Origin of the sequence: Caballeronia sp. J97, from assembly GCF_905220305.1 — a bacterium.
GTDB lineage: Bacteria > Pseudomonadota > Gammaproteobacteria > Burkholderiales > Burkholderiaceae > Caballeronia.
In genome coordinates this window covers 93888-119683 of the sequence record NZ_CAJMZL010000022.1, presented here as the reverse complement: position 1 = coordinate 119683, position 25796 = coordinate 93888, and the positions used below count along the sequence as shown (strand labels likewise).

The 25796-nt window shown below is 65.4% G+C and carries 23 protein-coding genes and 1 CRISPR repeat array; of the genes, 9 read left to right on the top strand and 14 right to left on the bottom strand.

Annotated features, from left to right (window positions below; translation table 11 throughout):
- Positions 1 to 289: 289 nt before the first annotated feature.
- The 4 genes from U4Y90_RS24830 to U4Y90_RS24815 all read right to left on the bottom strand — a co-directional run bounded on the left by U4Y90_RS24830 (position 290) and on the right by U4Y90_RS24815 (position 3016).
- Positions 290 to 589: a hypothetical protein gene (locus U4Y90_RS24830; RefSeq protein WP_321798498.1), complete on the bottom strand. Its 300-nt coding sequence runs from the start codon at positions 587 to 589 to the stop codon at positions 290 to 292.
- Positions 590 to 635: 46 nt separating this feature from the next.
- Positions 636 to 875: a hypothetical protein gene (locus tag U4Y90_RS24825; RefSeq protein WP_321798497.1), complete on the bottom strand. Its 240-nt coding sequence runs from the start codon at positions 873 to 875 to the stop codon at positions 636 to 638.
- 159 nt (positions 876 to 1034) lie between these two features.
- The gene (locus U4Y90_RS24820; protein ID WP_321798496.1) at positions 1035 to 2354 is read right to left on the bottom strand and encodes an ATP-binding protein; all 1320 of its coding nucleotides are present in this window, start codon (positions 2352 to 2354) and stop codon (positions 1035 to 1037) included.
- Positions 2354 to 3016, bottom strand: a complete 663-nt coding sequence (locus tag U4Y90_RS24815) for a response regulator (protein ID WP_062260179.1) — start codon at positions 3014 to 3016, stop codon at positions 2354 to 2356. The genes U4Y90_RS24820 and U4Y90_RS24815 overlap by 1 nt, the downstream gene beginning before the upstream one ends.
- Positions 3017 to 3288: 272 nt before the next feature.
- On the opposite strand from U4Y90_RS24815, the gene dacB reads away from it, so the two are divergent.
- Positions 3289 to 4887 carry a D-alanyl-D-alanine carboxypeptidase/D-alanyl-D-alanine-endopeptidase gene (dacB, locus tag U4Y90_RS24810; protein ID WP_321798494.1) on the top strand — a complete coding sequence of 533 codons (1599 nt, stop codon included), beginning with the start codon at positions 3289 to 3291 and terminating at the stop codon, positions 4885 to 4887.
- A gap of 219 nt (positions 4888 to 5106) precedes the next feature.
- Entirely contained in the window at positions 5107 to 6216 is a 1110-nt protein-coding gene (locus U4Y90_RS24805) for an SGNH/GDSL hydrolase family protein (protein ID WP_321798493.1), read from the top strand.
- A gap of 131 nt (positions 6217 to 6347) precedes the next feature.
- A CRISPR array of direct repeats spans positions 6348 to 8205; the repeat unit is 28 nt; unit sequence GGTCTATCTCCGCGCACGCGGAGGAACC.
- A gap of 75 nt (positions 8206 to 8280) precedes the next feature.
- On the opposite strand, the gene U4Y90_RS24800 is transcribed toward U4Y90_RS24805, so the two are convergent.
- From U4Y90_RS24800 to U4Y90_RS24760, 9 genes are all read right to left on the bottom strand, one after another.
- The gene (locus U4Y90_RS24800) at positions 8281 to 9312 is read right to left on the bottom strand and encodes an L-threonylcarbamoyladenylate synthase (RefSeq protein WP_321798492.1); all 1032 of its coding nucleotides are present in this window, start codon (positions 9310 to 9312) and stop codon (positions 8281 to 8283) included.
- Between the two features lie 20 nt (positions 9313 to 9332).
- Positions 9333 to 10520, bottom strand: coding sequence for a 5-(carboxyamino)imidazole ribonucleotide synthase (locus U4Y90_RS24795; protein WP_321798491.1), 1188 nt, complete (start codon positions 10518 to 10520; stop codon positions 9333 to 9335).
- A 79-nt stretch (positions 10521 to 10599) separates the two neighbouring features.
- On the bottom strand, positions 10600 to 11121 hold the full coding sequence (purE, locus tag U4Y90_RS24790; protein WP_321798490.1) for a 5-(carboxyamino)imidazole ribonucleotide mutase: 522 nt from the start codon (positions 11119 to 11121) through the stop codon (positions 10600 to 10602).
- Positions 11122 to 11175: 54 nt separating this feature from the next.
- A complete protein-coding gene (locus U4Y90_RS24785) occupies positions 11176 to 12066 on the bottom strand; it encodes a phosphoribosylaminoimidazolesuccinocarboxamide synthase (RefSeq protein WP_321798488.1) in 891 nt (296 codons plus the stop codon).
- A 136-nt stretch (positions 12067 to 12202) separates the two neighbouring features.
- Entirely contained in the window at positions 12203 to 13267 is a 1065-nt protein-coding gene (fba, locus tag U4Y90_RS24780; protein ID WP_321798486.1) for a class II fructose-bisphosphate aldolase, read from the bottom strand.
- Positions 13268 to 13512: 245 nt separating this feature from the next.
- Positions 13513 to 15309, bottom strand: a complete 1797-nt coding sequence (gene pyk, locus U4Y90_RS24775) for a pyruvate kinase (protein ID WP_415749409.1) — start codon at positions 15307 to 15309, stop codon at positions 13513 to 13515.
- Between the two features lie 4 nt (positions 15310 to 15313).
- The gene (locus tag U4Y90_RS24770) at positions 15314 to 16510 is read right to left on the bottom strand and encodes a phosphoglycerate kinase (protein WP_321798484.1); all 1197 of its coding nucleotides are present in this window, start codon (positions 16508 to 16510) and stop codon (positions 15314 to 15316) included.
- Positions 16511 to 16896: 386 nt separating this feature from the next.
- Positions 16897 to 17220 (bottom strand): AzlD domain-containing protein, encoded by a 324-nt coding sequence (locus tag U4Y90_RS24765; RefSeq protein WP_321798483.1) that lies wholly within the window; start codon positions 17218 to 17220, stop codon positions 16897 to 16899.
- Positions 17217 to 17984 (bottom strand): AzlC family ABC transporter permease, encoded by a 768-nt coding sequence (locus U4Y90_RS24760; RefSeq protein WP_321798514.1) that lies wholly within the window; start codon positions 17982 to 17984, stop codon positions 17217 to 17219. Before U4Y90_RS24760 ends, U4Y90_RS24765 begins: the two co-directional genes overlap by 4 nt.
- 334 nt (positions 17985 to 18318) lie before the next feature.
- On the opposite strand from U4Y90_RS24760, the gene U4Y90_RS24755 reads away from it, so the two are divergent.
- From U4Y90_RS24755 to U4Y90_RS24730, 6 genes are all read left to right on the top strand, one after another.
- A complete protein-coding gene (locus tag U4Y90_RS24755; RefSeq protein ID WP_321798482.1) occupies positions 18319 to 19239 on the top strand; it encodes a branched-chain amino acid transaminase in 921 nt (306 codons plus the stop codon).
- 55 nt (positions 19240 to 19294) lie between these two features.
- Positions 19295 to 19492, top strand: a complete 198-nt coding sequence (locus tag U4Y90_RS24750) for a zinc-finger domain-containing protein (RefSeq protein ID WP_008351333.1) — start codon at positions 19295 to 19297, stop codon at positions 19490 to 19492.
- Between the two features lie 146 nt (positions 19493 to 19638).
- Positions 19639 to 20712 (top strand): lipopolysaccharide heptosyltransferase II, encoded by a 1074-nt coding sequence (gene waaF, locus U4Y90_RS24745; protein ID WP_321798480.1) that lies wholly within the window; start codon positions 19639 to 19641, stop codon positions 20710 to 20712.
- 191 nt (positions 20713 to 20903) lie between these two features.
- Positions 20904 to 21350: a nuclear transport factor 2 family protein gene (locus tag U4Y90_RS24740; RefSeq protein ID WP_321798478.1), complete on the top strand. Its 447-nt coding sequence runs from the start codon at positions 20904 to 20906 to the stop codon at positions 21348 to 21350.
- A gap of 40 nt (positions 21351 to 21390) precedes the next feature.
- Positions 21391 to 22464, top strand: a complete 1074-nt coding sequence (locus tag U4Y90_RS24735; RefSeq protein ID WP_321798476.1) for a YheT family hydrolase — start codon at positions 21391 to 21393, stop codon at positions 22462 to 22464.
- A 6-nt stretch (positions 22465 to 22470) separates the two neighbouring features.
- On the top strand, positions 22471 to 23064 hold the full coding sequence (locus tag U4Y90_RS24730) for a DUF2946 family protein (protein ID WP_321798475.1): 594 nt from the start codon (positions 22471 to 22473) through the stop codon (positions 23062 to 23064).
- Between the two features lies 1 nt (position 23065).
- On the opposite strand, the gene U4Y90_RS24725 is transcribed toward U4Y90_RS24730, so the two are convergent.
- Positions 23066 to 25072, bottom strand: a complete 2007-nt coding sequence (locus U4Y90_RS24725) for a M48 family metalloprotease (protein WP_321798474.1) — start codon at positions 25070 to 25072, stop codon at positions 23066 to 23068.
- 187 nt (positions 25073 to 25259) lie between these two features.
- Between U4Y90_RS24725 and moaC the strand changes: the two genes are divergently transcribed.
- Entirely contained in the window at positions 25260 to 25739 is a 480-nt protein-coding gene (moaC, locus tag U4Y90_RS24720) for a cyclic pyranopterin monophosphate synthase MoaC (protein WP_321798472.1), read from the top strand.
- The last annotated feature ends 57 nt before the right edge of the window (positions 25740 to 25796 follow it).

Genomic DNA, 25796 nt, shown 5'->3' with positions numbered 1-25796 from the left:
ATCTGCCTACTGCCTACTGCTACTGCCTACTGCTACTGCTACTGCTACTGCTACTGCTACTGCTACTGCTACTGCCTGCTGCCTGCTGCATCTAACAACTCAACCCACGAGAAGGATATTAACCATTGGGAATTCTTATTCGAAGCAGACGAATCCTAAAACGACCGCACTTTTCACATACCTCGCGCCGCACCAACCAGAAGGGCGGCAGCCCTTTCGGATCGCCGCCCCGCGTGTCATCACTCACGTTGCACTTCTGGTCTCGCTCGCGCGATTGAGCTTTGAACTCTTACGCGACCTGACCGCGAACCCGTTGTCGCCGCTCGGCGTGATGGACGCCGCAGCGTTCACGAGCCAGCGATTGTTGTTCGAACGATAGGTCGCACCCAGACCGACAGCCAGCCGTATAGCGCTTGTAGTTCGCGACTCCTGCGGCAACCACCGTCTCGCCTGGCTTGCTCGGCGCCATGTTCGGCATGGTCATCGCCGATGCAATGCACGCCACCGTGTTCACGCTGCTCTGAACCGCGTTCAACTGATTCATGTTCACGGCGTCAGTGCCCTTGATGCCCGGCGCGACGTTCGTCACGCGGCGCTCGTTGCCGGTGGAACCGACCGGGACCGTGTCGGCTTCGTCAGCGACCGAGCCATTGCCGAGCGCAACCGAGTTCGCACCCGTTGCCTGTCGCTACGGCGGCAGGCTGCGCCACCTGCGACAACATGCAGGCGCTGCCGGTGGTCTCGACGTTGTTCACGCGCTGTATGAGGTTGGAGACGTTCGGGTTCGTCTGACAGAACTGCAAATCGTCTTCGGCGTCGGCGCTGTTCGCGGCTACATCGCCGGCAGCGAGACCGGCAATCTTTCGACCAGTCATGCATCGGACCGACAAGAGAGCAGCGCCGATCGTCCGGCACCTACGCAGCGACGCGCGGTGAGATGAATGCGGCGGCCAGGCGTCGAACAGCAAAACCGGACATTTCCGGAATTCTCTTCACGGGCGCCTGCGTGGGTTCGATGCAAGGGGACCGGCGTTTCAATCCTGTTGGCGAGCCAGGAAGCGCACCATCACACGAAGCCCACCCGATTCGGACTGATCGAGTGCGACGCTGGCGCCATGCTGAGCCGCGATCCGCTTTACGATCGCGAGTCCCAGACCGCTCCCGGACACATCCGTGCGCGCGCGATTCGCCCCCTCGCCTACGCGATAAAACCGGTCGAACACCTTTTCTCGTTCTTCTTGAGGAATGCCCGGTCCGGAATCTGAAATTTCCACGAGCGGATGACTGTCGTTCGCTTTCAGACACACATCGACTCTCCCGCCCTTCGGCGTGTACTTCGTCGCGTTATCGATGAGATTGTTGAACATCACGCGCAGCGAATCCGGATCGCCTTGCACGATTGCGGACTCGCTCGTTTCGATGCCCAGATCGACCCCGCGCTGCTGCGCCACCAGCACGTAGCCGCGCACACAGCTTTCGAGCAGGCCGCTCAACTCGACATCGGTATCGGCGGACTTGCCGTCCGGCTCCGAGCGCGCGAGTGCGAGCAGTTGCTCCGCGAGGCGCGTCGCGCGCGAGATCCCTTCCTGGAGGTCCGTCAGCGCCTCGCGGCGCGACACGTCATCCTGCGCACGTGCGACGAGCTGCGCCTGGATCTGCACGGCGGCGAGCGGCGTGCGCAACTCGTGCGCGGCATCGGCGACGAAGGCTTTCTGTGTATCGAGCGCGGCCGAAAGACGCGACAGCAGCGCATTCAACGCGCGCACGACCGGCCGCACTTCCTGCGGCAGACGTCGATCGGAGAGCGGGTCGAGCGCCTCGGGATGACGCGTGTCGAGCGCGCGCGTCACACGCTGCAAAGGCGCGAGCCCGAGTCCGACGATCACCCAGATCGCGAGCCCGAGCAGCGGCAGCAGCAGCACGAGCGGCCACAACGTGCGCCACGCGACGCCCGCCGCAACACGATTTCTGATCGACAGCGGCTGTGCGAGCTGCACGACGTTGTCGCCGACGATCGCGCTATACACGCGCCATTCGCCGCGCGGCGTCATTTCCGTGGAGAAGCCGAGTTCCGCGTGCGGCGCGAGCGGCACGCGCGGATGCGAGTAATACATCAGCACGCCGTTGCGATTCCAGATCTGGATGACGACGCCTTCGTCGCTCTCGCTGCGCGAACTGAGCACCGATGAAAAAGGCTCCGATGGCAGCGCAGCCGCGATCTGCTGAAGCTGGTAATCGAAGAGTTCGTTCGCTTCGGCGAGCGCCTGCCGATAGATGAGCCACCCTGCGAAGCCCACGCCGACGATCACGAGCGCAAGCAGCCAGATCAGCAATTGCCGCCGGATCGACCGCATCAGGCGTCCTTCGCGACCATGTAGCCGAGGCCACGCACGTTGCGGATGAGATCGGCGCCGAGCTTCTTTCTCAGCGAATGGATATACACCTCGACGGTGTTGCTGCCGATTTCCTCGCCCCAGCCGTAGATCTTCTCTTCGAGCTGACTCTTCGAGAGCACCGCGCCGGGCCGGGCCATCAGCGCTTCGAGCAGCGCGAACTCGCGCGCCGACAGCGACACGGGCGCGCCCGCGAGCGTCACCTGATGCCCGACCGGATCGAGCGTCAGTTCACCGTGCCGCACGAGCGATTCGCCGCGCCCCGCGTGACGGCGGATCAACGCGCGCATGCGTGCGCCGAGCTCGTCGAGATCGAAGGGTTTGACGAGATAGTCGTCCGCGCCGGCATCGAGTCCCTTCACGCGATCCGCGATCGCGTCGCGCGCCGTCACGATCAGCACCGGCAGCGAGTTGGCCCGCGCGCGCAAGGTCTTCAGCACATCGAGGCCATCGCGCTTGGGCAGGCCGAGGTCGAGCAGCATCAGGTCGTAAGACTCGCCCGCGACCGCCGTGAGCGCGGCCTCGCCGTCCTGCACCCAGTCGACTGCGAAGCCGTCCGCGCGCAGCGCCTTGCGCACGCCTTCGGCGATCATCCGGTCATCTTCGACAAGCAGGATTCGCATGGCACATGTCTGTTCGTGGTTACGTGGGCAGCCTGCTGGCCGCGACCCATTGTAGCCGCGCGGGCTCGCCACAGGCTTAAACGGGACTTAACGGGGCGGATCGTCCACTAACGGAGGACAAACCCGTGCCGCGCGCAAAGCGCATCGCGACGATTTTTCGCCCGTACGATTTCCGCAAGCCAGCTTGTCTACAATAGCCGCTTCCCGCGCGGCGCGACCTCTGCCCGGCCATGCGCCGCCGCTCGCCATTCAGCCAAGAACAACGCTCGTCCATGCCGCTCGCTTTTCGTTGCTCGTCCCGCCGTCTTTCTTCGTTCGCGCTCGCCGCCGCTTTCGCCTGTGCAGCGCTTTGTCATGTGCCCGATGCAAACGCGCGCGGCGGCGGCTCGAAGGCCGATTCGCAGCGGCACGAGCCTCAGCGCGCGGCCATAGGCGGCGCCAGGTCGAAGCACGCGAAGGCCGAGCGCGCCGCGAAGGCGAGCGTGCCGGCCGGCCCGTTGCCCGCATCGGTGATGGCGGCGCTCGCGCGCGCCCACGTGCCGCTTTCGTCGATGAGCGTCGTCGTGCAGCGTGTCGGCGCGCCGGTGCCGCTCGTCTCCGTCAATGCGAACGAGCCGATGCTGCCCGCGTCGACGATGAAGCTCGTCACCACGTATTCGGGCCTTTCGATGCTAGGTCCGGACTATCGCTGGAAGACGACCGCGTATGCCGACGGCGAAGTCGACGCGCAAGGCATCCTGCACGGCAATCTGTACATTCAGGGCACGGGCGATCCGAAGCTCGTGCCGGAAGAGCTGATCGACCTCGTCGAGCAGATCCGCAAGAACGGCATCACGGGCATCGACGGGGCGCTCGTGCTCGACAAGCGCTATTTCGACGCGTCGACGCGCGATCTGCCCGCGTTCGACAACGACGACAGCGCGCCTTACAACGTCGGCCCCGATCCGCTGCTCTATGCGTTCAAGTCCCTGTCCTTCACGCTGACGCCGAGCCCCGACGGGCAAGTGTCCATCGACGTGCTGCCGCAACTCGCGCAACTGCAGATCGACAACGAACTGCGCGTCACGCGCGGCGCGTGCGTCGGGTCGCTTTCGGCGGCGTCGCCGAGCGTCGCGCAGACGCAGGGCGGCTTCGTGCAGGCATCGTTCATCGGCGACTATCCGCTGCGTTGCGGCGCGCGCACGGTCAACGTCGCGGCGCTCGATCATTCGACCTTCTTCGCGGGCGGCTTCCTCGCGCTCTGGAAGCAGGCGGGCGGCACCTTCCAGGGCGCGACGCGCGAAGGCCCGACGCCGTCGAATGCGCGGCTCGTGGGCACGCATCGCAGCCCGGTGCTGTCGGATGTCGTGCGCGACATCAACAAGTTCAGCAACAACGTGATGGCGCGCAACCTGTTCCTCACGATCGGCGCGGCGCAGTCGAAGCCGCCCGCGACGACGGCGAAATCGGCCGCGGCGATCCAGGCGTTCCTGAAGCGCAGCGCGCTGCCGATGAACGGCCTCGTGCTCGACAACGGCTCGGGTCTTTCACGCGACGAGCACATCTCCGCTTCCTCGCTCGCCGACCTGCTGATGGCCGCGAACGCGAGCCCGGTCGCGCAGGTGTTCGTCGAATCGCTGCCGATCGCGGGCGTCGACGGCACGATGCGCAACCGTCTCACCAACGCGGGCGCGCTCGGCAATGCGCACATCAAGACCGGCACGCTGCGCGACGTACGCGCGATCGCGGGCTATGTCGGCGCGGCGAACGGCGAAAGTTATGTCGTCGTGAGCTTCATCAACGATCCGCGCGCCGAAGCCGCGCGCGCCGCGCACGATGCGCTGCTCGAATGGGTCTACGAAGGCGCGCGCCGCCCCGGCATGGCAGACTGAACGGGCGAAAGCCCGTCGGGACCGAAGATTTCTTCTACGAAGTGACGCGCGGGAAGACGCGCGCCGCGTGTACGCTGTCGGGCACGGCGCTCGGCCGGACGCTTCGCGCGTCAGGGCGGGCGTGCGGCATCGCTTAAACTCGCAAGCTAGCGGCAGAAGACCGCAACGGTCGGACGCCGTAATCAAACTAGAAAACATGTAAGAAGGGAGACGAGGTCCATGAAGAAGCAACGCTCGACGCGCGCCGCACTGGTGCGCTTTGCCCAAGTCGCGACGGCCAGCGCGGCCTTTGCCCTCATCGCCGCGTGCGGCGGCGGCGGTGGCGATGACAACAATTCCACGCCCGCGGGCGGCGTGAAGCTGCAAGTGGTGTCGTTCGGCGACAGTCTTTCGGATGTCGGCACCTATACGCCGGTCGCGGCCGCGAACTTCGGCGGCGGGCGCTTCACGACGAATCCGGGTCAGGTCTGGGTGCAGAACGTCGCGCAGTACTACGGCGATACGCTGACGCCCGCGATGACGGGTGGCTTCGGCGTGGCGCCGCAAACGCAATCGGGGCTGGGTTACGCGCAGGGTGGCGCGCTCGTGACGAATCCGATCGGCATCAATCACGTGTCGAGCGATCCGGCGAATTATCAGGGCGCGCTCACGGTGCCGGTGGCTCAGCAGGTGACGAACTATCTGACCGCGCACGGCAGCTTCAATGCGGGGCAGCTCGTGATCGTCAATGGCGGCGGCAACGATATTCTCTACAACTTCCAGCTGGCGGTAGCCGGTTCGATCACGCCTGCTCAGGCGAGCGCGGCGATCGGCAAGGCGGCGATCGATCTCGCGGGCGTGATCGGCAAGATCGTGCAGAGCGGCGCGACGCACGTGCTGGTGTCCAACGTGCCGGACATCGGCGCGACGCCGCAGGGCATGATGAGTTCGGCGGCCAATCGCGCGCTGCTCACGCAGGCATCGCTCGGCTTCAACCAGGCGCTCGCGGCGGCGTTGACGCAAGCGGGATTGATGTCGAAAGTGATCTATCTCGACATCGTGCCGGTGCTCGCCAACGTCACGACGAATTTTGCGCAGTTCGGATTCACCGTGTCGAACACGGGAACGGCGTGCAATCTGCAGGCGATGGCCGCGGCGGCGCAAAAGTTCGGCGAACCGAATCCGCAGGCTTTCGCCACGTCGCTGTTCTGCTCGCCGCAGACTTTGACTGTCGCGGGCGCGGATCAGACGTATATGTACGCGGACACCGTGCATCCGACGACGCATCTCGGCGCGCTCTATGCGCAGGCGGCGGAGCAGGTGATTGCGAAATCGGGGTTGGGGAAGTAAGGGGTTTCGTTTGAGGATGGAAAAACCGCTCGGTTGAGGGATCGCCGGGCGGTTTTTTGTTTTGGTGAGGCGGTGGTTGCGGCGGGGGCGAAGGAATCGTCGAGTCGCCCTGCGTTACTGTGCGCTTGAAGGGCGTATCTCCGCGCATGCGGAGGAACCTTGCGAAGAACCGCGCTCTCGAAGTCCTGAAAAGGTCTATCTCCGCGCACGCGGAGGAACCGAAATCGGCATCAAAAAAGTGACGGACTGCCTGGGTCTATCTCCGCGCACGCGGAGGAACCTCCGTCGATCGGCGGAATCGGCAAGGGCCATCTGGTCTATCTCCGCGCACGCGGAGGAGCCAGACCACCGGTGCGATCAAGAACGCGCGAGCACGGTCTATCTCCGCGCACGCGGAGGAGCCTCGAATGCGTTCTGGAAAGCGCCTTGCGCCGTGGGTCTATCTCCGCGCACGCGGAGGAGCCCAGCCTGGACGCATGATTCTGGTAGACGATGGCGGTCTATCTCCGCGCACGCGGAGGAACCGGCTTCTTGGACAGATCGCTATCCCGGATCGCGGGTCTATCTCCGCGCACGCGGAGGAACCAAGACGCAGTCCATCCGCGCGATTTCCTGATAGGGTCTATCTCCGCGCACGCGGAGGAACCAGGCTTTGCTCTCATGCTTCACCGTCTCGACAAGCTCTATCTCCGCGCACGCGGAGGAACCCCACGATCCACGCGTCGAACAAGTCGGCAAACGGGTCTATCTCCGCGCACGCGGAGGAACCGAACTCAAACGGCAGGTCCACAGGCAAGTACGAGGTCTATCTCCGCGCACGCGGAGGAACCACATCGCATATCGGCGTGCGTCCTGCACTCAGGGGTCTATCTCCGCGCACGCGGAGGAACCCGCACCATCGCCGGCAGAATCCTGTCTCCGTCTGGTCTATCTCCGCGCACGCGGAGGAACCCAGCTTGCGACGTCGGCGTGACTCCGCCCTTCGGGTCTATCTCCGCGCACGCGGAGGAACCAACACCGAATCTCACTGGCATTGCCGAGGAAACGGTCTATCTCCGCGCACGCGGAGGAACCGCAGACGCGGGCGCCGCACCGAAAGCGCTGTATGGTCTATCTCCGCGCACGCGGAGGAACCCGATGGATAAACGTCCGCGAGTTGCTTAAGAAGGGTCTATCTCCGCGCACGCGGAGGAACCACGACGGTTTGCCCGGCGGTGTAGCTCGGTGTGGGTCTATCTCCGCGCACGCGGAGGAACCGGGCATTTTGCACGCCTTGTCGATCAACCAATGGGTCTATCTCCGCGCACGCGGAGGAACCCGTCACGGATCGCGGCTTCGATGCATTCAATAAGGTCTATCTCCGCGCACGCGGAGGAACCAGAACAGCATACCGGTCGCCCTTCGGCGCACTGAGTCTATCTCCGCGCACGCGGAGGAACCTGCGGAGTGAGCGCTACCCGCGCCGCTGCCACGGGTCTATCTCCGCGCACGCGGAGGAACCACAACAAAGTCGCCCAGCCTCAGGAACTCACAGGGTCTATCTCCGCGCACGCGGAGGAACCCCGCCCATGTTCTAAGTTGGGTCATTTGGCGACGGTCTATCTCCGCGCACGCGGAGGAACCCGCTGCCAGAAGTGCCGCAAGGAAACGCAGGTGGGTCTATCTCCGCGCACGCGGAGGAACCCACGCCCCCTTATCGAGCAACTCCAGTCCGTACGGTCTATCTCCGCGCACGCGGAGGAACCATTCCGGGTCTGTGACCTGTGTGTAATCCATCGGGTCTATCTCCGCGCACGCGGAGGAACCGGCCGTCGAGATCGGTCACATCAATCTCACCCGGGTCTATCTCCGCGCACGCGGAGGAACCTGTCGCGGCATTGCTCGATCACCGCGCTCAATGGGTCTATCTCCGCGCACGCGGAGGAACCTCGAAATGAATGGCGATTGGTGTCGCCCGGCGGGGTCTATCTCCGCGCACGCGGAGGAACCCCCAGATCATAACCCTCTGATCCAAAAGCGAAATCCCCACAACACATCTTCATAAATCCAGCACAAAAAACCCGATCACTCCTGCGCCTCGAACGCCGCCGCCGCCCTGCCGAGCCGATCGTTCACCGCGATCCAGTCGATGGTTTCCGGCAGCTTCTCGATCAAAATCCGCTCGACATTCGCCCGATCCAGCGCCCGCAGCAATCCGTAAAGATCCCGCGCATAACTCTGCGGATCTTCCGGCGCGGCGACAAAATGCACATTCGCCGCATGCGCCCACTCGCCTGCGCTCGACGCCCGCGCAACCAGCGCGATCTTCTTCCCGCTCGCCCGATCCTGACCGGAAAGAAGCGGTTCGATCAAACCGAACGGCAGCAACGCCAACGGCGTCCGCGGCGCGTAATGCGCCTTCAGCGTCCCCGAAGCACGCGGCGCCGTCGCATCCGACCCGTCCGGCAACTTCGGCGCAATGCCGATCACATCCGCGATCTGCTGCGGGCTCACGTGCCCCGGCCGCAGCAACGCCGGAAATCCGCGCGACAAATCCAGAATCGTCGATTCGATGCCGACATCCGCCGCGCCGCCATCGAGCACATGCACGGCGCTGCCGAACTCGTCGCGCACGTGCTGCGCGGTCGTCGGACTCACGTGGCCGAAGCGGTTCGCCGACGGCCCCGCCACGCCGCCCTGCTTTCCCGTGCCGAGCCGGCGCCGATGAAACGCCGACAACAACTGCTGCGCCACCGGATGCGACGGACACCGCACGCCAACCGAATCCTGCCCGCCGCTCACCGCCGCCGGAATGTGCGCCGCGCGCTTGAGAATCAGCGTCAACGGCCCGGGCCAGAACGCATCGATGAGCTTGCGCGCATCGGCGGGCAACTCGCGGACCCAGTATCCCGGATCGGCCTCGGGCGCGAGATGCACGATCACCGGATGATTCGCCGGCCGCCCCTTCGCCGCATAAATACGCGCGATGGCGTCGGGATTCTCGGCGTCGCCTCCGAGCCCGTAGACCGTCTCGGTCGGAAAAGCGACGAGTTCGCCCGCATCGAGCAAAGCCGCGGCTTCGTCGATCTGCGCGGCGCTCGGATAGATGATGGTCATTGCTTCTACGACGAAAAAACTCAATCGAGCGGGATGTGCAGCATGCGCGCGCAGTCACGCGCCGCCGTGCGCACTTCCTCGAGCGTCGCCGCCGTGAAATTGATGTGCCCCATCTTGCGGCCCCGGCGCGCCTCTTCCTTGCCGTACAGATGCAGGCGCGCAGACGGCATCGCGGCGACTTCCGCCCACGCGGGCGCGCGCGCCTTGGCGCCGTCGAACCAGATATCGCCGAGCAGATTCAGCATCGCGGCCGGCGAATGCTGGCGCGTGTCGCCGAGCGGCATGCCGGTCATCGCGCGCACCTGTTGCTCGAACTGGCTCGTCGCGCAGGCATCGACGGTGTAGTGGCCGGAATTGTGCGGGCGCGGCGCCATCTCGTTGGCGATCAGCGAACCGTCTTCCAGCACGAAGAACTCGACGCACAGCACGCCGACGTAGCCCAACTTCGCGGCGATCGTCAGCGCGGCGTCCTGCGCCTGCGCGACGAGCGCATCCGACGCGTCCGGCGCGGGCACGACGGTCTTCGCGAGAATCCCGTTCACGTGCACGTTCTGCGCGAGCGGAAACACCGCCGACTTGCCGTCGCCGCCGCGCGCGATCAGCACCGACACTTCGTACTTGAGCGGCATGCGCTTTTCGAGCACGCACGGCACGCCCGACAGCGACGCATGCGCATGGCGCACTTCCGCGACGTTGCGCACGCTGACCTGCCCCTTGCCGTCGTAGCCGAGACGCGCGGTCTTGAGAATGCCCGGCAGCACGGCCGCGATCTTCTCGTCGGGCAGCGCGGCGAGCGCCTGCGTCGATTCGATCACGACGTGCGGCGCGACCGGCACGCCCGATTCCGCGATGAAGCGCTTCTCCGCGACGCGATCCTGCGCGATCGCAACGCATCCGGCCGCCGGGCTGACGAACGTGCACGACGCGAGAAACTCGAGGCTCGCGGACGGCACGTTCTCGAATTCCGTCGATACCGCCGCGCACAGGCGACCGAGTTCGGTGAGCGCCGCCTTGTCGTCGTACGGCGCGCGGATGTGGCGGTCCGCGACGGCGCCCGCGGGGCTCGTCTCGTCCGGATCGAGAACGGCGACTCGATAGCCCATCGATTGCGCGGCGAAGCAGAACATGCGGCCGAGCTGGCCGCCGCCGACCATGCCGAGCCATGCGCCCGGCAGGATGGGAGAGATCGGGGAGTTTTGTGGGTTCATCGTGGCTGAACGTGGGGCTGCGTTGCGAACTGTGAGCGGCGCGTGCTGCGCCGCGCGCTCCAAGCGGGACAAAACGGGATCAAAGCGGCGGCAGCGCCATATCCCGCGCCGCCTGATTCTGCTTCACACGGAAGGCGGCGAGCGCATCGGCGAATGTCGCATCGGTGACGCTCAGCATCGATACCGCGAACAGCGCCGCGTTCGCCGCGCCCGCCTCGCCGATGGCGAATGTCGCGACCGGCACGCCCTTGGGCATCTGCACGATCGAATGCAGCGAATCGACGCCCTTCAGATACTTGCTCGCCACCGGCACGCCGAGCACCGGCAGCGTCGTTTTCGCGGCCAGCATGCCCGGCAGATGCGCCGCGCCGCCCGCGCCCGCGATGATCGCGCGCACGCCGCGCGCACGCGCGCTCTCCGCATACGCGAACATCTCGTCCGGCATGCGATGCGCCGAGACGACCTTCGCCTCGTACGGCACGCCGAATTCCTGAAGCATCGCCACGGCGTGCTTCATCACGTCCCAGTCGGAGCTGGAGCCCATCAACACGCCGACGAGCGGCGCTTCGTGTGCATGCGCGCCGGTCTGTACTTCGCTCATTCCATTTCCCTTGAATTGCGCGCGCCGCTTCATGAGCGGCGCTTCATCCGACGATTACGACAGCGTCTTGCCAGTAAGACGCTGCAACGCTTCCTGATACTTTTCCGACGTCTTCGCGATCACGTCGTCGGGCAGCTTCGGCGCGGGCGGCTCTTTCTTCCACGGCTGGGTTTCGAGCCAGTCGCGCACGAACTGCTTGTCGAAGGACGGCGGATTCGTGCCGACCTGATAGCCATCGGCGGGCCAGAAGCGCGACGAATCGGCGGTCAGCACTTCGTCCATCAGGTACAGGTCGCCCTTGTTGTCGAGCCCGAACTCGAACTTCGTATCCGCGATGATGATGCCGCGCGTCGCCGCGTACTCCGCCGCTTCCTTGTAGAGCTGGATGGAGATGCGCTTGATCGTCGCCGACAGCTCGGTGCCGATGCGGCGCTCCATCTCATCGTAGGCGATGTTTTCGTCGTGATGGCCCATTTCGGCCTTCGCGGCAGGCGTGAAAATCGGCTCGGGCAGCTTCTGCGCGTTCTGCAGGCCCGGCGGCAGTTCGACGCCGCACACCGAACCGGTCGCCTGATAGTCCTTCCAGCCGCTGCCGGCGAGATAACCGCGCACCACGGCTTCGACGAGAATCGGTTCCAGGCGCTTCACGACGACCGCGCGGCCCTTCACCTGCTCCACTTCGTCCGCCACGACGACCGTCGCCGGATCGATGCCCGTATTGTGATTCGGCACGATGTGGCCGAGCTTCTCGAACCAGAAATCGGCCATCGTGTTCAGCACGCGGCCCTTGTTCGGAATCGGCTCGCCCATGACGACATCGAATGCGGAAAGGCGGTCGGTCGTGACGATCAGGAGCTTGTCCTGACCGACTGCGTAGTTGTCGCGGACCTTGCCGCGGCCGAGCAGCGGCAGCGATTTGATCGTGGATTCGTATAGCGTGGACATCGTCATGTACCGAAGAAGGACTGAAAAGATGAACCCCGCGCCTCGTGTGCGAAGCGCGGGGAAAGAAACGCGAACGGGTTCCGAACCCGGAACCCGTTGATTTTACTTTACAAATACCGACTGGCTCAGATCAGTCTCATTTCACGATCTGAGCAAGCGCGCCGGACTTGTACTTTTCGGCGATCTTGTCGAGCGAAACCGGCTTGATCTTGCCCGCCATGCCTTCGCAGCCGAACTGCATGTAGCGCTGACGGCAGATTTCCTTCGCCGCTTCGCGCGCCGGCTTCAGATAGTCGCGCGGATCGAATTTCGACGGATTTTCGAACAGATAGCGGCGGATCGCGCCGGTGATGGCGAGGCGCAGATCGGTGTCGATGTTCACCTTGCGCACGCCGTGCTTGATGCCTTCCTGAATCTCTTCGACGGGCACGCCGTAGGTTTCCTTCATGTCGCCGCCGAATTCGCGGATTTCGGCGAGCAACTCCTGCGGCACCGACGACGAACCGTGCATCACGAGGTGCGTGTTCGGAATGCGCTGGTGAATGTCCCGGATGCGGTCGATGGCGAGGATATCGCCCGTCGGCTTCTTGGAGAACTTGTACGCGCCGTGCGACGTGCCGATCGCGATGGCGAGCGCGTCGCATTGCGTCTCCCTGACGAAGTCGGCGGCCTGCTCGACGTCGGTCAGAAGCTGCTCGCGCGTCATCGTGCCTTCGGCGCCGTGGCCGTCTTCCTTGTCGCCCTTCATGGTTTCGAGCGAGCCGAGCACGCCCAGTTCGGCTTCGACGGTGACGCCGATCGAATGCGAAAACTCCACGACCTGCTTCGACACCGCGACGTTGTACTCGTACGACGCGACGGTCTTGCCGTCGGCTTCGAGCGAGCCGTCCATCATCACGCTGGTGAAGCCCGAGCGGATCGCGGCCATGCACACTGCGGGCGACTGGCCATGATCCTGATGCATCACGACCGGAATATGCGGGTACGACTCGACGGCGGCCTCGATCAGATGGCGCAGGAACGCTTCGCCCGCGTACTTACGCGCGCCGGCGGACGCCTGCATGATGACGGGCGCGTTGACTTCGTTCGCGGCCGACATGATCGCCTGCACTTGTTCGAGATTATTGACGTTGAATGCCGGGAGGCCGTAGCCGTGTTCGGCTGCGTGATCCAGCAGTTGACGCATTGATACGAGAGGCATTGTGGTGAGACTCCATGATGTGAAACGAATTCTGCAGCGCGCTCGATTCCGCTCTCGGGCGGTTTTCGGCTTAATGGTTGCGTCGACTGACGAAGACGGCCTCGTCGTCTTGCGCGCTTGTCGGAGCGCTCGCCGCTGCTGGCGCGGCGAGCGCTCCAAGACCTGCGTCAAGCCGCGCGGCCCTTGGACCGCGCATCTTTCTCGTTATTGCCTGCTTACTGCCTGGTTATTTGCCTGCGATGGAGTCAGATGTGGTCGCCGACGCGCACGATCTTCAGCGTGTTGGTGCCGCCCGCCTGGCCCATCGGCTCGCCCACTGTCAGCACGACCATGTCGCCGCGCGCTGCGTAGCCCTTCGACACGACCACTTCCAGCGCCTGATTCAGCGCGGCGTCGCGGTCCATGTTGGTGTCGACGTGCAGCGGCGTCACGTTGCGATACAGCGACATCGTGCGCTCGCTCGATACGCGCGGCGTCAGCGCGAAGATCGGCACGTGCGTCCAGTGACGCGACATCCACAGCGCGGTCGAGCCGGATTCCGTCAGCGCGACGACGGCCTTCGCGCCGAGATGGAACGCGGTGAAGAGCGCGCCCATCGCGATCGACTGGTCGATGCGCGTGAACGTGCGGTCGAGGAAATCGCGGTCGAGCTGCGACTCTTCCGACTTCTCCGCCTCGATACACACGGCCGCCATCGTCTCGATGGTCGTCACCGGATACTTGCCGGCGGCGGTTTCCGCGGACAGCATCACGGCGTCGGTGCCGTCGAGCACGGCGTTCGCGACGTCCGACACTTCGGCGCGCGTCGGCACGGGCGCATGGATCATCGATTCCATCATCTGCGTGGCGGTGATCACGAGCTTGTTCGACTCGCGCGCCATGCGGATCATGCGCTTTTGCAGCGCCGGCACCGCCGCGTTGCCCACTTCGACCGCGAGATCGCCACGCGCGACCATGATGCCGTCCGATGCATCGAGAATGCCTTGCAACGCCGGAATCGCTTCGGCGCGCTCGATCTTCGCGATCATCTTCGGCTTGATGCCGTACGGCGCGCCCGCGATGTTCGCGAGCTGGCGCGCCATTTCCATGTCGGTCGCATTCTTCGGGAACGACACCGCGACGAAATCCGCGCCGAGCGACATCGCCGTCTTGATGTCCTCCATGTCCTTCTCGGTCAGCGCGGGCGCGGTGAGGCCGCCGCCCTGGCGGTTGATGCCCTTGTTGTTCGAGAGCTCGCCGCCGACCTTCACCGTCGTGTGGATTTCCTCGCCGATCACGCGCGTCACGTCGAGCACGATGAGACCGTCGTTGAGCAGCAGCACGTCGCCCGCGCGCAGATCGCGCGGCAGATCCTTATAGTCGAGGCCGACGCGCTCGTTGTTGCCGAGCGTGCAGTTCGCATCGAGGATGAACGGATTGCCCGCGACGAGCATGGTCTTGTTGTTCTCGAACTTGCCGACGCGGATCTTCGGGCCTTGCAGGTCCGCCATGATCGCGACTTCGCGGCCCACCTGACGCGCCGCTTCGCGCACGATTTCGGCGCGCTGGCGGTGATCGTCGGCGGTGCCGTGCGAGAAGTTGAAGCGTACGACGTCGAGGCCCGCCTGCAGCATTTGCAGCAGGATGTCCGGGTTCGTGGAAGCCGGGCCGATGGTGGCAACAATCTTGGTAGCGCGATGCATGTCTTTCCTCGTCTCTGTAGGAACGCCCGTGTTGAGGCTGCGAGCACGTTGCGCTTGCGGCGAGGTGTTGCTCACCGGTTGCGCGCGCGCGCCGGTCCGGGCCGGCGTCGCTTTGTCGATGTCTTTCAGGGCATGGGCGGGCACGCCGCCGATGATGACCGGAGGCGTCGCCGGCACTGCGGCTTCGCCTTCGGGTGATGCCGATTCTGGCCGAGCCGCTTCCGCGATCACCAAAGCTGCTTCAGCGGCGGCGTCGAGCGCCCCGCTGTCGATCACGTCCTGCGTCACTTCTTCTTGCGCGCCGCCGGCTGCTTGCGCGCCCTTCTTGCCTGCCTTCGCCGGATTGCCTCGGGCCGCCAACGCCTTAAGCCCCGGCGCGGGATTCGAGCACTTCGACCGCGGGCAGCGTCTTGCCTTCCAGGAATTCCAGGAACGCGCCGCCGCCCGTCGAGATGTAGCTCACCTTGTCGTGGATGTTGTACTTCGCGATCGCCGCGAGCGTGTCGCCCCCGCCCGCGATCGAGAAGGCCGACGAACTGGCGATGGCCTGCGCGAGCGTCTTCGTGCCGTTGCCGAACTGGTCGAACTCGAACACGCCGACCGGCCCGTTCCACACGATGGTGCCGGCCGTTTCCAGTTGCGCGGCGAGCGCCTTGGCCGTATCCGGGCCGATATCGAGAATCAGGTCGTCGTCGGCGACGTCGGCGACGGGCTTGATCTCGGCCTTCGCGGTCGCGGCGAATTCCTTGGCCGTCGCGACATCGCTCGGAATCGGCACCGACGCGCCGCGCGTGCGCGCCTGCTCGATGATTTCCTTCGCCTCGCCGACGAGGTCGGCTTCAGCCAGCGACTTGCCGATCTTCAGGCCCGACGCGAGCATGAACGTGTTGGCAATGCCGCCGCCGACGATCAGCTGATCGACCTTCTCGGCGAGCGACTTGAGAATGGTGAGCTTGGTCGACACCTTCGAGCCCGCGACGATCGCGACGAGCGGACGCTTCGGGTTGCCGAGCGCCTTGCCGAGCGCATCGAGCTCGGCGGCGAGCAGCGGGCCGGCGCATGCCACGGGCGCGTACTTCGCGATGCCGTGCGTCGTGGCTTCGGCGCGGTGCGCGGTGCCGAACGCATCGTTGACGTAGACGTCGCAGAGCTTCGCCATTTTCTGCGCGAGGCCGTCGTCGTTCTTCTTCTCGCCCTTGTTGCAGCGGCAGTTTTCCAGCAGCACGACGTTGCCCGGCTGCACCTGGACGCCGTCGACCCAGTCGGCGACGAGCGGCACGTCGCGGCCGAGCAGCTCGGACAGACGCTTCGCAACCGGCGCGAGCGAGTCTTCCGGCTTGAACTGGCCTTCGGTCGGACGGCCCAGATGGGAGGTGACCATTACGGCCGCGCCCGCATCGAGCGCGGCCTTGATCGCCGGGACCGAGGCGCGCACGCGCGTGTCTTCGGTGATGTTGCCGTCATCGTCTTGCGGCACGTTGAGATCCGCGCGGATGAACACACGCTTGCCGGAGACTTTGCCTTCGGCGATCAGATCGGTGAAACGCAGTACTTTCGTCATGGGAGTCAACGTAGATTAAGAAGCGGTTCGGGCGGGAACGGCCGTCGGGGCGGGGCCGGTTCGTGGAGTCACCGCGCGCGGGCCGCCGGGCAGGGCGGCTCGCGCGCGGATCAAGCCGGGGGCGAAGGACGCGCGTCGAAGCCGAACGCGCGTGCGGGAAACGGGAGAAAGAGATCGGACGGAGAAATCCGGAGATGCGCGCAAACCCTGCTCGGGCGCGGCGATGCAGCCGGGAGCGGCGAATTGCAAAACCGTAGCGCGGTGACTGCCGGACACACTTTCGACCTCGCTCACTCGGGAAAGACCCTCATTTTAACCGATCAACCCGGCCGCTTTTAGCGGGCAATCGTTGATGACGCGTATTTGACGCGGCACGCGGGCGCGTGTCACGCCGCGAGCCGCAGCAGCGTGAACACCAGCATGCCGATGGCGATCGTGCCCATCATGCCGCGCCGCCACAGGTAATATGCCAGCCCCGCCGCCGACGCCCACAGCGCATGATTCGACAGCGCGAGCGAAATGCCCGCGGGCGTCTCCAGCAGATCCGGCACGACGACGCCCGCGAGCGCCGCGGCCGGCGCATAGCGCAGCACGCGCTGCACGCGCGGCGGCAGCACCATGCGCTCGCCGCCGATCAGAAAGAGCGCGCGCGTCACCGCCGTGACGAGGCCCATGCCGAGAATCGCGAGCCAGACCTGAAGCGCGCTCATCGAACGGTCCTCGTGGCGGCGGGCTTGTCGCTCTTGCCATCGGCGGCGGGCTTCGGCGCGGCGCGCTCGGCCACGACATCCGCGAGCGTGCCCGCGAACAGCGCCGCGAACACCGCGAGCGGCAAGCCGAAGCGATACGGCAGATCTAAGGCCAGCAGCGCGACGACGCTCGCCACCGCGACGGCCGCGAGCGTCGAGCGCGTGGCGATCGCCGAGACGATGAGCGGGATCAGCGCGAGCGTGCCGGCCAGCTCGAGGCCCCAGTTATCGGGAATCAGGCTCGCCAGCAGAATTCCGAGCACCGACGAGGTCTGCCAGGAACACCAGCTCGACACCGCCAGCCCCCAGAAGAACGCCTCCTTGCCGGGCTGCCAGCCGACCGGGAAATTCCGCTTCGAAAACATCAAATAGATGATGTCGCCGTTGAAATAGCCGAGCAGCAGACGCCGCTTCAGGGGCAAATACGAAAAATGCGGCGCGAGGCCCGCGCTGAAGATCACGAAGCGCAGATTGACCATCGCGGCGGTCAGGAGAATCGTCCAGAGCGGCAGTTTCGCGGCGAAGAGCGGCAGCACCGCGAGCTGCGACGAGCCCGCGTACACCGCGAACGACATGCCGAGCGCCTGAGGCACCGTGAGCACGGACTTCGTCATCGCGACGCCGGTGACGAGGCCCCAGGAGAACGTCGCCAGGACGGCGGGCGAGAAAGTGCGCACGCCCTCGAAGAAAGCGCGGCGATTCGTGTCGGTCAGCCGGTCGAGCATGAGCGGATGCGAGGCGAGTATGACCACCCGTGACGCCACTGCGCGGCCTCGATCGATGGCGCGATGGAGCGGGAAAAACCGGGAAAATCGGGAATGTCGGGCTTCGTCGTTTCGTTGCGCTGTTTTCAGCGGACGGCGAAAGGCAAATTATAGCGTCGTGAAAGGCGCTCCAAGATCGGTTTCATCGTGAAAAGACGCTAAAATGACGGTCTTTCGCCGGCTTTGCGCCCCCGAAGCCGCGTTCCTCGGCAAGAAGCCGAAGCACGAACGCCGCCCAAGGACATTCGGGCGGCTTGCCCCGAACTCACTTGAACGAGACAGCTAGGAGAATCGTATGTCAATGGCCGACCGCGACGGCAAGATCTGGATGGATGGCAAGCTGATCGACTGGCGTGATGCCAAGATCCACGTTCTGACCCACACGTTGCACTACGGCATGGGCGTCTTCGAAGGCGTGCGCGCGTACAAGACCGCGCAGGGCACGGCGATTTTCCGCCTGAAGGAACACACGAAGCGCCTGCTCAACTCGGCGAAGATCTTCCAGATGGACGTCCCGTTCGACGCCGCGACGCTCGAAGCCGCGCAACTGGAAGTGGTGAAGGCGAACAATCTTGAGTCGTGCTACATCCGCCCGATCATCTGGGTCGGCTCGGAAAAGCTCGGCGTTTCGGCCAAGGGCAACACGATCCACGTCGCCATCGCCGCATGGCCGTGGGGCGCGTATCTCGGCGAAGACGGCCTCGCGAAGGGCATCCGCGTGAAGACGTCGTCGTTCACGCGCCATCACGTGAATGTGTCGATGGTGCGCGCGAAGGCGTCCGGCTGGTACGTGAACTCGATTCTCGCGAATCAGGAAGCCGTGGCCGACGGCTACGACGAAGCCCTTCTGCTGGACGTCGACGGCTACGTGTCCGAAGGCTCCGGCGAGAACTTCTTCCTCGTGAACAACGGCAAGATCTACACGCCCGATCTCGCGTCGTGCCTCGACGGCATCACGCGCGACACGGTCATCACGCTCGCGCGCGATTTCGGCATCCCGGTGATCGAAAAGCGCATCACCCGCGACGAGGTCTACACCTGCGACGAAGCGTTCTTCACCGGCACCGCCGCCGAAGTCACGCCGATCCGCGAGCTCGACAACCGCACCATCGGCGCAGGCAAGCGCGGTCCGATCACGGAGAAGCTGCAAAGCGCGTTCTTCGACGTCGTCGGCGGCAAGAACGAGAAATACGCGAGCTGGCTCGCGAAGGTTTGATGCTTCAAGCGGCGGGCCACGCCCGCCTCTCCCCGCACCTGGAAAAGAGATAGCAATGAGCGACCTGAAGGAAATGCCGCTGGTGGAACTGTCGGCGAAGGACCTGCCCGCCTTCTGCCCGAACCCGAAGATGCAGCGCTGGAGCACGCATCCGCGCGTATTCATCGACGTGACTCACGGCGAAGCGCGCTGCCCGTACTGCGGCACCCGCTACAAGCTGAAAGACGGCGAAGTGCTCAAGGGCGGTCACTGAACGCGCGCCGGGCGCCGGGCATCGACCGGGCGCCGACACCTTATTCGTCCGCGCCGGAAAGCGAAAGGCGCACATCAGACCCATGACAATCGACGGCCCGCCCGAAGGCGGCAGGCCGCGTTCATTTTGAGATCGGATAACGACAGATGCGCCGTGCGCTGGTTATAGCACCGAACTGGATCGGTGACGCATTGATGGCGCAGCCGCTCTTCACGCTTTTGCGCAAGCTCCATCCGCGTATCGCGATCGATGCCGTCGCGCCCACCTGGGTCGCGCCCGTCCTCGAGCGCATGCCCGAAATTAGCGATGTCTACGCGACGGATCTCGCCCACGGCAAGCTGCAACTGCTGCGCCGCTGGCAGCTCGCGAGCGATTTGCGCGATGTCCGCTACGACGCCGCCTATGTGCTGCCCAATTCCGTCAAATCCGCGCTGATCCCGTGGATGGCGGGCATCAACCTGCGCATCGGCTACAAGGGCGAGAGCCGCTACGGGCTGTTGAACGTGCGCCACGCGAATCCGCCGAAGACCGAGCGTCCGCCGATGACCGCGCATTACGCGGCGCTCGCCTTCGCGCCGGGCGCGAAGCTGCCGTTCGTCGACCGGTTCGCCCAGCCCGAAGCCGCCGCGCTACCCGACGCGCAGACGCTGCCCGTGCCGCGCCTAGAGTCCGATCCGAACGAAGCGGCGCGCGTCTCGGCGCGCTTCAACCTCGATACCCGCACGCCGCTCGTCGTGTTTTGTCCGGGCGCGGAGTACGGCCCGGCCAAGCGCTGGCCGCCGGAGCATTTCGCGTCGCTCGCGCAGTTCATCGCGCAGTCGTTCCCGTATGCGCGCATCATCGCGCTCGGCTCGAACAAGGATGCGCCGATCGCCCAGGCCATCGCGGAGCGTGCGCCGATGGTGCGCAACCTGTGCGGCCAGACCTCGCTCGGCGAGGCGTGCGCGCTGATTTCGCGGGCGAGCGCGGTCGTGACCAACGATTCCGGCCTGATGCATGTCGCTGCCGCATCGCGCCGGCCGCTCGTCGCGGTCTACGGCTCGACCGATCCGCGCCACACGCCGCCCTTGTCCGATCTCGCAAAGGTACAATGGCTGCATCTTGAATGCAGTCCGTGCTTTGCCCGCGAGTGTCCGCTCGGCCATCTGAACTGCCTTCGCGAACTCTCGGCCGAACAGGTCTTCGGCGATTTGCGCGGAATGCTGCTCGCGCATCGCTGATGTTGCGCTCACGCGTCGAAAACGCGCGTTCATCTCGCGGTTTCCAGCCGTGTGTGCGGGTGCGGACACGCGAATGTCTCCGAACGGGGGCATGCTTTGACCAATGACCGATGCAGCGCGCCGTTGTCGTCGTTCCGCCGCATGAGCGGCTTCGCGCGGCGCCTGCACCGAATGCCAGAGACCCACGAGCCATGCCACGTTTCGCCCGCCTCTTCGAAGCCGCCGCCGATACTCTCAACGCTTACTATCAGGCAGTCGCGGACAACAGCATCGACAGTGTGATGTCGCTGTGGATCGACGAGGAGTTCGCCACCTGCGTGTGCGCGGACGGCACGCATCTGCACGGGCTGGAAAGCATCCGCGCCGGTCTCGGCAAGCAATTCGAAACGCAGCCCGTGACCATCGAGCCGCTCGATATTCGCGTGTACGACAGCCTGGGCACGGTCGTGTATGCGATCGCCGAGGCGCATCAGCCGGCAGCGCCCGCCGCCGCGCCGCGCATGATCTACACGACCTACGTGATGGTTCACGAGCGCGGCGAGTGGCGCATCGCGCACATTCACGCGAGCGAGATGCCGCTCGAAACCGCGGGCCAGTTCGCCGCGAAGCTGCGTCACGGTCAGGGACCGCTGCACTAAAGATTTGAAGCGCTGAAGAAGACGTCTGTGGGGAGGGGCCATGAAGCGCGATCCGTTGTTGAAACACGATTCGTCGTTCGTGGACAAGGCGCCCGCCGTGGCACTGAGGGAAACCGCGCGCCTCGTCGCGCCCAGCGCCGCCGAGTGGCTCTACAGCGCGCCGCGCTGGCTGCCGACGAGTCACGCGCAGACCATCGTCCCTGCCCTGTTCGGCCGCAAGCCCATCGTGCATTACCGGCGCGAGCGCTGGAATACGCCCGACGGCGATTTCATCGATCTCGACTATCTCGCGCACGATGCCGGCGGCGAGCCCCCCGCGAACGCCCCGCTCTTCGTGCTCTTTCACGGCCTCGAAGGCAATTCCGACTCGCACTACGCCCGCACGATGATGGCCGCCGCCCGAGCGCGCGGCTGGCACGGCGTCGTGCCGCATTTCCGCAGTTGCAGCGGACCGCTCAACCTGCTGCCGCGCTTCTATCATCTGGCGGACAGCGCCGAAGTCGACTGGATTCTGCGGCGGCTCGCACAGACGCATCGCGGGCCGATCGTCGCGGCGGGCGTCTCGCTCGGCGGCAACGTGCTGCTGCACTGGCTTTGTCAGAGCGGCAGGGATGCATCGATCGTCAGCGCGGCGGCCGCCATCTCCGCGCCGCTCGATGTCCACGCGGGCGGCCTCGCGATCTCGCAGGGCTTCGGCATGGTCTATACGCGCAGCTTCCTGAAGTCGCTCAAGAAGAAGGCGCTCGCGAAGCTCGGGCAGTATCCCGGTCTCTACGATCGCAATGCCGTGCTCGCCGCGCGCACGCTGTACGAGTTCGATAACGTCGTCACCGCGCCGCTGCACGGCTTTCGCGACACCAACCACTACTGGTCGACGGCGACGATTCGCGCGCATCTGAAGCACATCGAAGTGCCCGCGCTGCTGCTGAACGCGCGCAACGATCCCTTTCTGCCCGAGTTCGCACTGCCTTCGATGGCCGAAGTGTCGGAGCGCGTCACGCTCGATCAACCGAACCACGGCGGACACGTCGGCTTCATGACGGGACCGTTTCCGGGCCGCATCGACTGGTTGTCGCTGCGTGTGTTCGGTTATCTGGAGAACTTCGTTTCCTGAACGATCATGGATGAAATCGTCAAACAGGCGCTCGCCAAATGGCCCAACGTTCCGCATTGCACCGGCTGGCTGCTGCTCGACCGGCGCGGTCAATGGCGCATGCGCGATGACGCCGCGCAAGCCGCCGGCGAGCTCGGCACGCCGATCCGCCACGAGGCGCTGCTCGGCTTCATCAACCGCAACTACGAACGCGACGCCGAAGGCCAATGGTTTTTCCAGAACGGCCCGCAGCGCGTGTATGTGGAGTTGGGGTACACGCCCTGGATCGTGCGCCTCCATGCGATAGACGGCGTGTTGCGCCTGACCGATCAGGCGGGCGCGGCGTTCGAGCCTGTGCAGGCGTGGATCGACGACGAGGGCGGCATCCTCTTTTCCGATGCATCCGATGCCGCATCGCCCGCGCGCGTGGCGGCCCTGCACGATCACGATCTCGAACTGTTCGCGAATCACGCGTCGCTCGACGATGCAGGCAGGCGCGGCGTGTTCCATTGGCGCGACGGCGTCGACCTGTCCGTGCAACCGGTCGCGCGCGCCGATATCGCGACGCGCTTCGGCTTCGTCGCGAGCCCCGCCGCGCGCGCCGCCGCGAAGAAGGACTGAGCTAGCTGTTCTTCTCCATCTCGCGCTCTTCCTTGTAGCGCGTCTCGAAATCGCGCAGGCGCGCGGAAATCGTCGAAAGATCGTAGAAACTCGCGGTCTTCACGTCGCGCGCTTCCTTCAGTTGCCGGATCGCGGACGGCCACGCGCCGTCCAGCGCGAACTTCTCGGCCATCGCCTGATGTTGCTGCAGCGGATCGTTGAGACCCGCGCTCGCCTGCGCGAGATAGAGCCACCAGTCGGGCCGCGTCGGCTCGGCGCGTGTTTCGCGGCGCGCGAGCGTCTGCGCTTCGGCGAAGCGGCGAGCGGAAAGCAGCGTCTGCAGATGCACGTCGATGGCCGCGTGCGACTCCGGCCAGCGCTTCTGCGCGATGTCCGCGAGTCGGATCGCGTCGTCGTTGCGGCCCGCGCGGCGGGCGATGTCGGCTGCGAGCACGTCGAGGCTCGGCGTGCTGCGCAGCGTCGGCGGCGCGGGCTGAGGTTTCGAAGCCGGCGTCGACCGGGCTTCGACGTGAACCGGCGGCAGCGCGATGTCGCTGCCCGGGTGAGGCGGCTGGGCCGTCGTCGTATCGGGCTGCGGCGCGTGGCCGAGGCTCAGGGTCGCGCGCGCGTTGTTGAGCGGCGTCGCGACCATCGAAGCATCCGCGTTGCGCAACGATGGTCCGGCGCCCTTGTCGCGTGAAGGCACAGGCGGCGCGCTCGCGACCGTCTGCTTCGGCGGCGCGGCGCGATCCTGCTGTTGCACTTGCGCCGATGCCGCCGCCGCACTCGCCTCCTCGCCCTCGAACAGCTTGCGCGCTTTGGCGAGCGCGTCGCTGGCGGCATCGTAGTTGCCCATCAGCGATTGCGCGAGCGCGATTCCATACCAGTTCGACGCCGGATTGAGCGCCGTCTGATCTTCGATCTCCGATTTGAGCCGGCTCGCGACCTCCCGATAATCGCTCGCATAATTCACTTGCAGCACGCGCGCGCGGGCGCGCACGAAAGCGTATTCGCCCGCTTGACGCGGCTGTCTGTACGGCACGCGCCGCGCGCGGCCTTCCATGTCGGCGATGCGATCGATCGTGAGCGGATGCGTGCGTACGTAGGGCGGCACGCCGTTGTCGGCCATCGACGAGCGGTCAAGGCGCTCGAAGAACGCGGCCATCGCGTAGGGATCGTAACCGGCGGCGGTGAGCATCTGGAACCCGACGCGATCCGCCTCGTGCTCGGCCGCGCGCGAGAAGCGCAGTTGATTGTCGACGGCGAATGCCTGGCCGCCCATCGCGATGCCCATGCCCAGGTCGCCGCTGTGCGCGAGCAGGCCCGCGAGCATGCCGGCGACCATCGCGGCGAGCGCGGCGTACGTGCTCTTTTCCTGCGTGCCGAGCATCCGCGCGATGTGCCGCTGAAGCACGTGACCCATTTCGTGGCCGATCACCGACGCCAGTTCCGACTCCGTTTGCGTCGCGGCGATCAAGCCCGTATTCACGCCGATGAAGCCGCCCGGCATCGAAAACGCGTTGATCTGCGCATCGCGCACCGCGAAAAGGTCGAAATCCGGCCGATAGCCGCCGAGATACTGCGTGGCTGCCGCGGCGGAAAGTTTGGACGCGATGGAATCGAGGTAATCACGCAGCAGCCAGTCGTCGAGATAGTCGGGGTCGGCGCGCACTTCGCGCATCATCCGTTCGCCGACCTTGCGCTCGGCCTGCGGCGTGAGCGAGCCGCCGGAGCCGTCGCCGAGATCCGGAAGCTGCACCGACGACAGCGGCGCGCGCAGGCCCGACATGGTGCCGGGACGATTCGCGAAGCGGCTTTCGGCGCCGCCATAGACACCGAACACGCCTTCCGCGACATTGGGCGGCACGTCGCCCGCGCTGTTTTCCTGCGATGAACGCAGTTGCGAGGCCGCGAGCGTGCCGGTCGGGCTCGCGGAAGGCGAGCCCGTCTGCGCCAGCGCCGCGGGCGGCATGGCGAGAGCGACGCATAGCAGCGAGGCGAGCACGCGGCTCGGACGTGTCAAAAGCATGGCGCGAAACGGGCGCAGCGCCGATAGTCGGCTCGATCGGCCCGGAAACCAAAACGAGCTTATCGTATCAAGTGTCGCGCGGGGCGCGTCTCGGGTCGGCGGTGCGTTGCACCGGACCGCGACGTTTTCCACGGAAAATCGCGCGATTTCACGCTGGTATGATAGGCGCCCATTCGAAGGAGATGCGATGTCCGGACTCACCCATTTCGATGCCGCCGGCGAGGCCCACATGGTCGATGTCGGCGCGAAAAGCGAAACGCGTCGTGTCGCCGTTGCACGCGGCTCGATCGCGATGCTCGCACCCACCTTGGCACTGATCCGCGAAGGCCGCGCGAAAAAAGGCGATGTGCTCGGCGTGGCGCGCATCGCCGCGATTCAGGGAGCGAAGCGCACGGCGGATCTGATTCCGCTGTGTCATCCGCTGGCGCTGACGCGCGTTGCGGTGGATTTCATGATCGATGAAACGCTGCCCGGCGTGCATTGCGAAGTGCGCGTGGAGACGGTCGGGCGCACGGGCGTGGAGATGGAAGCGCTGACCGCCGTGCAGGTCGGCTTGCTGACGATCTACGACATGTGCAAGGCGGTGGATCGGGGGATGACGATCACGAATGTGAAGGTCATGGAGAAGCATGGGGGGAAGTCGGGGGATTGGGTGGCGCAGACGTAGCGCTCAGCCACGCCGCATCGCAATCCGATTTTCATGTGACTTCGATAGCAGTCAGAC

Bases quoted from the DNA above. Each gene is read 5' to 3' on its own strand.
- U4Y90_RS24730 (WP_321798475.1), top strand. From the start codon at position 22,471: ATGGATGAAATCGTCAAACAGGCGCTCGCCAAATGGCCCAACGTTCCG.
- moaC (WP_321798472.1), top strand. From the start codon at position 25,260: ATGTCCGGACTCACCCATTTCGATGCCGCCGGCGAGGCCCACATGGTC.
- U4Y90_RS24820 (WP_321798496.1), bottom strand. From the start codon at position 2,354: ATGCGGTCGATCCGGCGGCAATTGCTGATCTGGCTGCTTGCGCTCGTG.
- U4Y90_RS24755 (WP_321798482.1), top strand. From the start codon at position 18,319: ATGTCAATGGCCGACCGCGACGGCAAGATCTGGATGGATGGCAAGCTG.
- U4Y90_RS24760 (WP_321798514.1), bottom strand. From the start codon at position 17,984: ATGCTCGACCGGCTGACCGACACGAATCGCCGCGCTTTCTTCGAGGGC.
- U4Y90_RS24735 (WP_321798476.1), top strand. From the start codon at position 21,391: ATGAAGCGCGATCCGTTGTTGAAACACGATTCGTCGTTCGTGGACAAG.
- U4Y90_RS24765 (WP_321798483.1), bottom strand. From the start codon at position 17,220: ATGAGCGCGCTTCAGGTCTGGCTCGCGATTCTCGGCATGGGCCTCGTC.
- U4Y90_RS24750 (WP_008351333.1), top strand. From the start codon at position 19,295: ATGAGCGACCTGAAGGAAATGCCGCTGGTGGAACTGTCGGCGAAGGAC.
- U4Y90_RS24725 (WP_321798474.1), bottom strand. From the start codon at position 25,072: ATGCTTTTGACACGTCCGAGCCGCGTGCTCGCCTCGCTGCTATGCGTC.
- U4Y90_RS24770 (WP_321798484.1), bottom strand. From the start codon at position 16,510: ATGACGAAAGTACTGCGTTTCACCGATCTGATCGCCGAAGGCAAAGTC.
- fba (WP_321798486.1), bottom strand. From the start codon at position 13,267: ATGCCTCTCGTATCAATGCGTCAACTGCTGGATCACGCAGCCGAACAC.
- U4Y90_RS24815 (WP_062260179.1), bottom strand. From the start codon at position 3,016: ATGCGAATCCTGCTTGTCGAAGATGACCGGATGATCGCCGAAGGCGTG.
- waaF (WP_321798480.1), top strand. From the start codon at position 19,639: ATGCGCCGTGCGCTGGTTATAGCACCGAACTGGATCGGTGACGCATTG.
- U4Y90_RS24805 (WP_321798493.1), top strand. From the start codon at position 5,107: ATGAAGAAGCAACGCTCGACGCGCGCCGCACTGGTGCGCTTTGCCCAA.
- dacB (WP_321798494.1), top strand. From the start codon at position 3,289: ATGCCGCTCGCTTTTCGTTGCTCGTCCCGCCGTCTTTCTTCGTTCGCG.
- U4Y90_RS24825 (WP_321798497.1), bottom strand. From the start codon at position 875: ATGACTGGTCGAAAGATTGCCGGTCTCGCTGCCGGCGATGTAGCCGCG.
- U4Y90_RS24800 (WP_321798492.1), bottom strand. From the start codon at position 9,312: ATGACCATCATCTATCCGAGCGCCGCGCAGATCGACGAAGCCGCGGCT.
- U4Y90_RS24740 (WP_321798478.1), top strand. From the start codon at position 20,904: ATGCCACGTTTCGCCCGCCTCTTCGAAGCCGCCGCCGATACTCTCAAC.
- U4Y90_RS24795 (WP_321798491.1), bottom strand. From the start codon at position 10,520: ATGAACCCACAAAACTCCCCGATCTCTCCCATCCTGCCGGGCGCATGG.
- purE (WP_321798490.1), bottom strand. From the start codon at position 11,121: ATGAGCGAAGTACAGACCGGCGCGCATGCACACGAAGCGCCGCTCGTC.
- U4Y90_RS24785 (WP_321798488.1), bottom strand. From the start codon at position 12,066: ATGTCCACGCTATACGAATCCACGATCAAATCGCTGCCGCTGCTCGGC.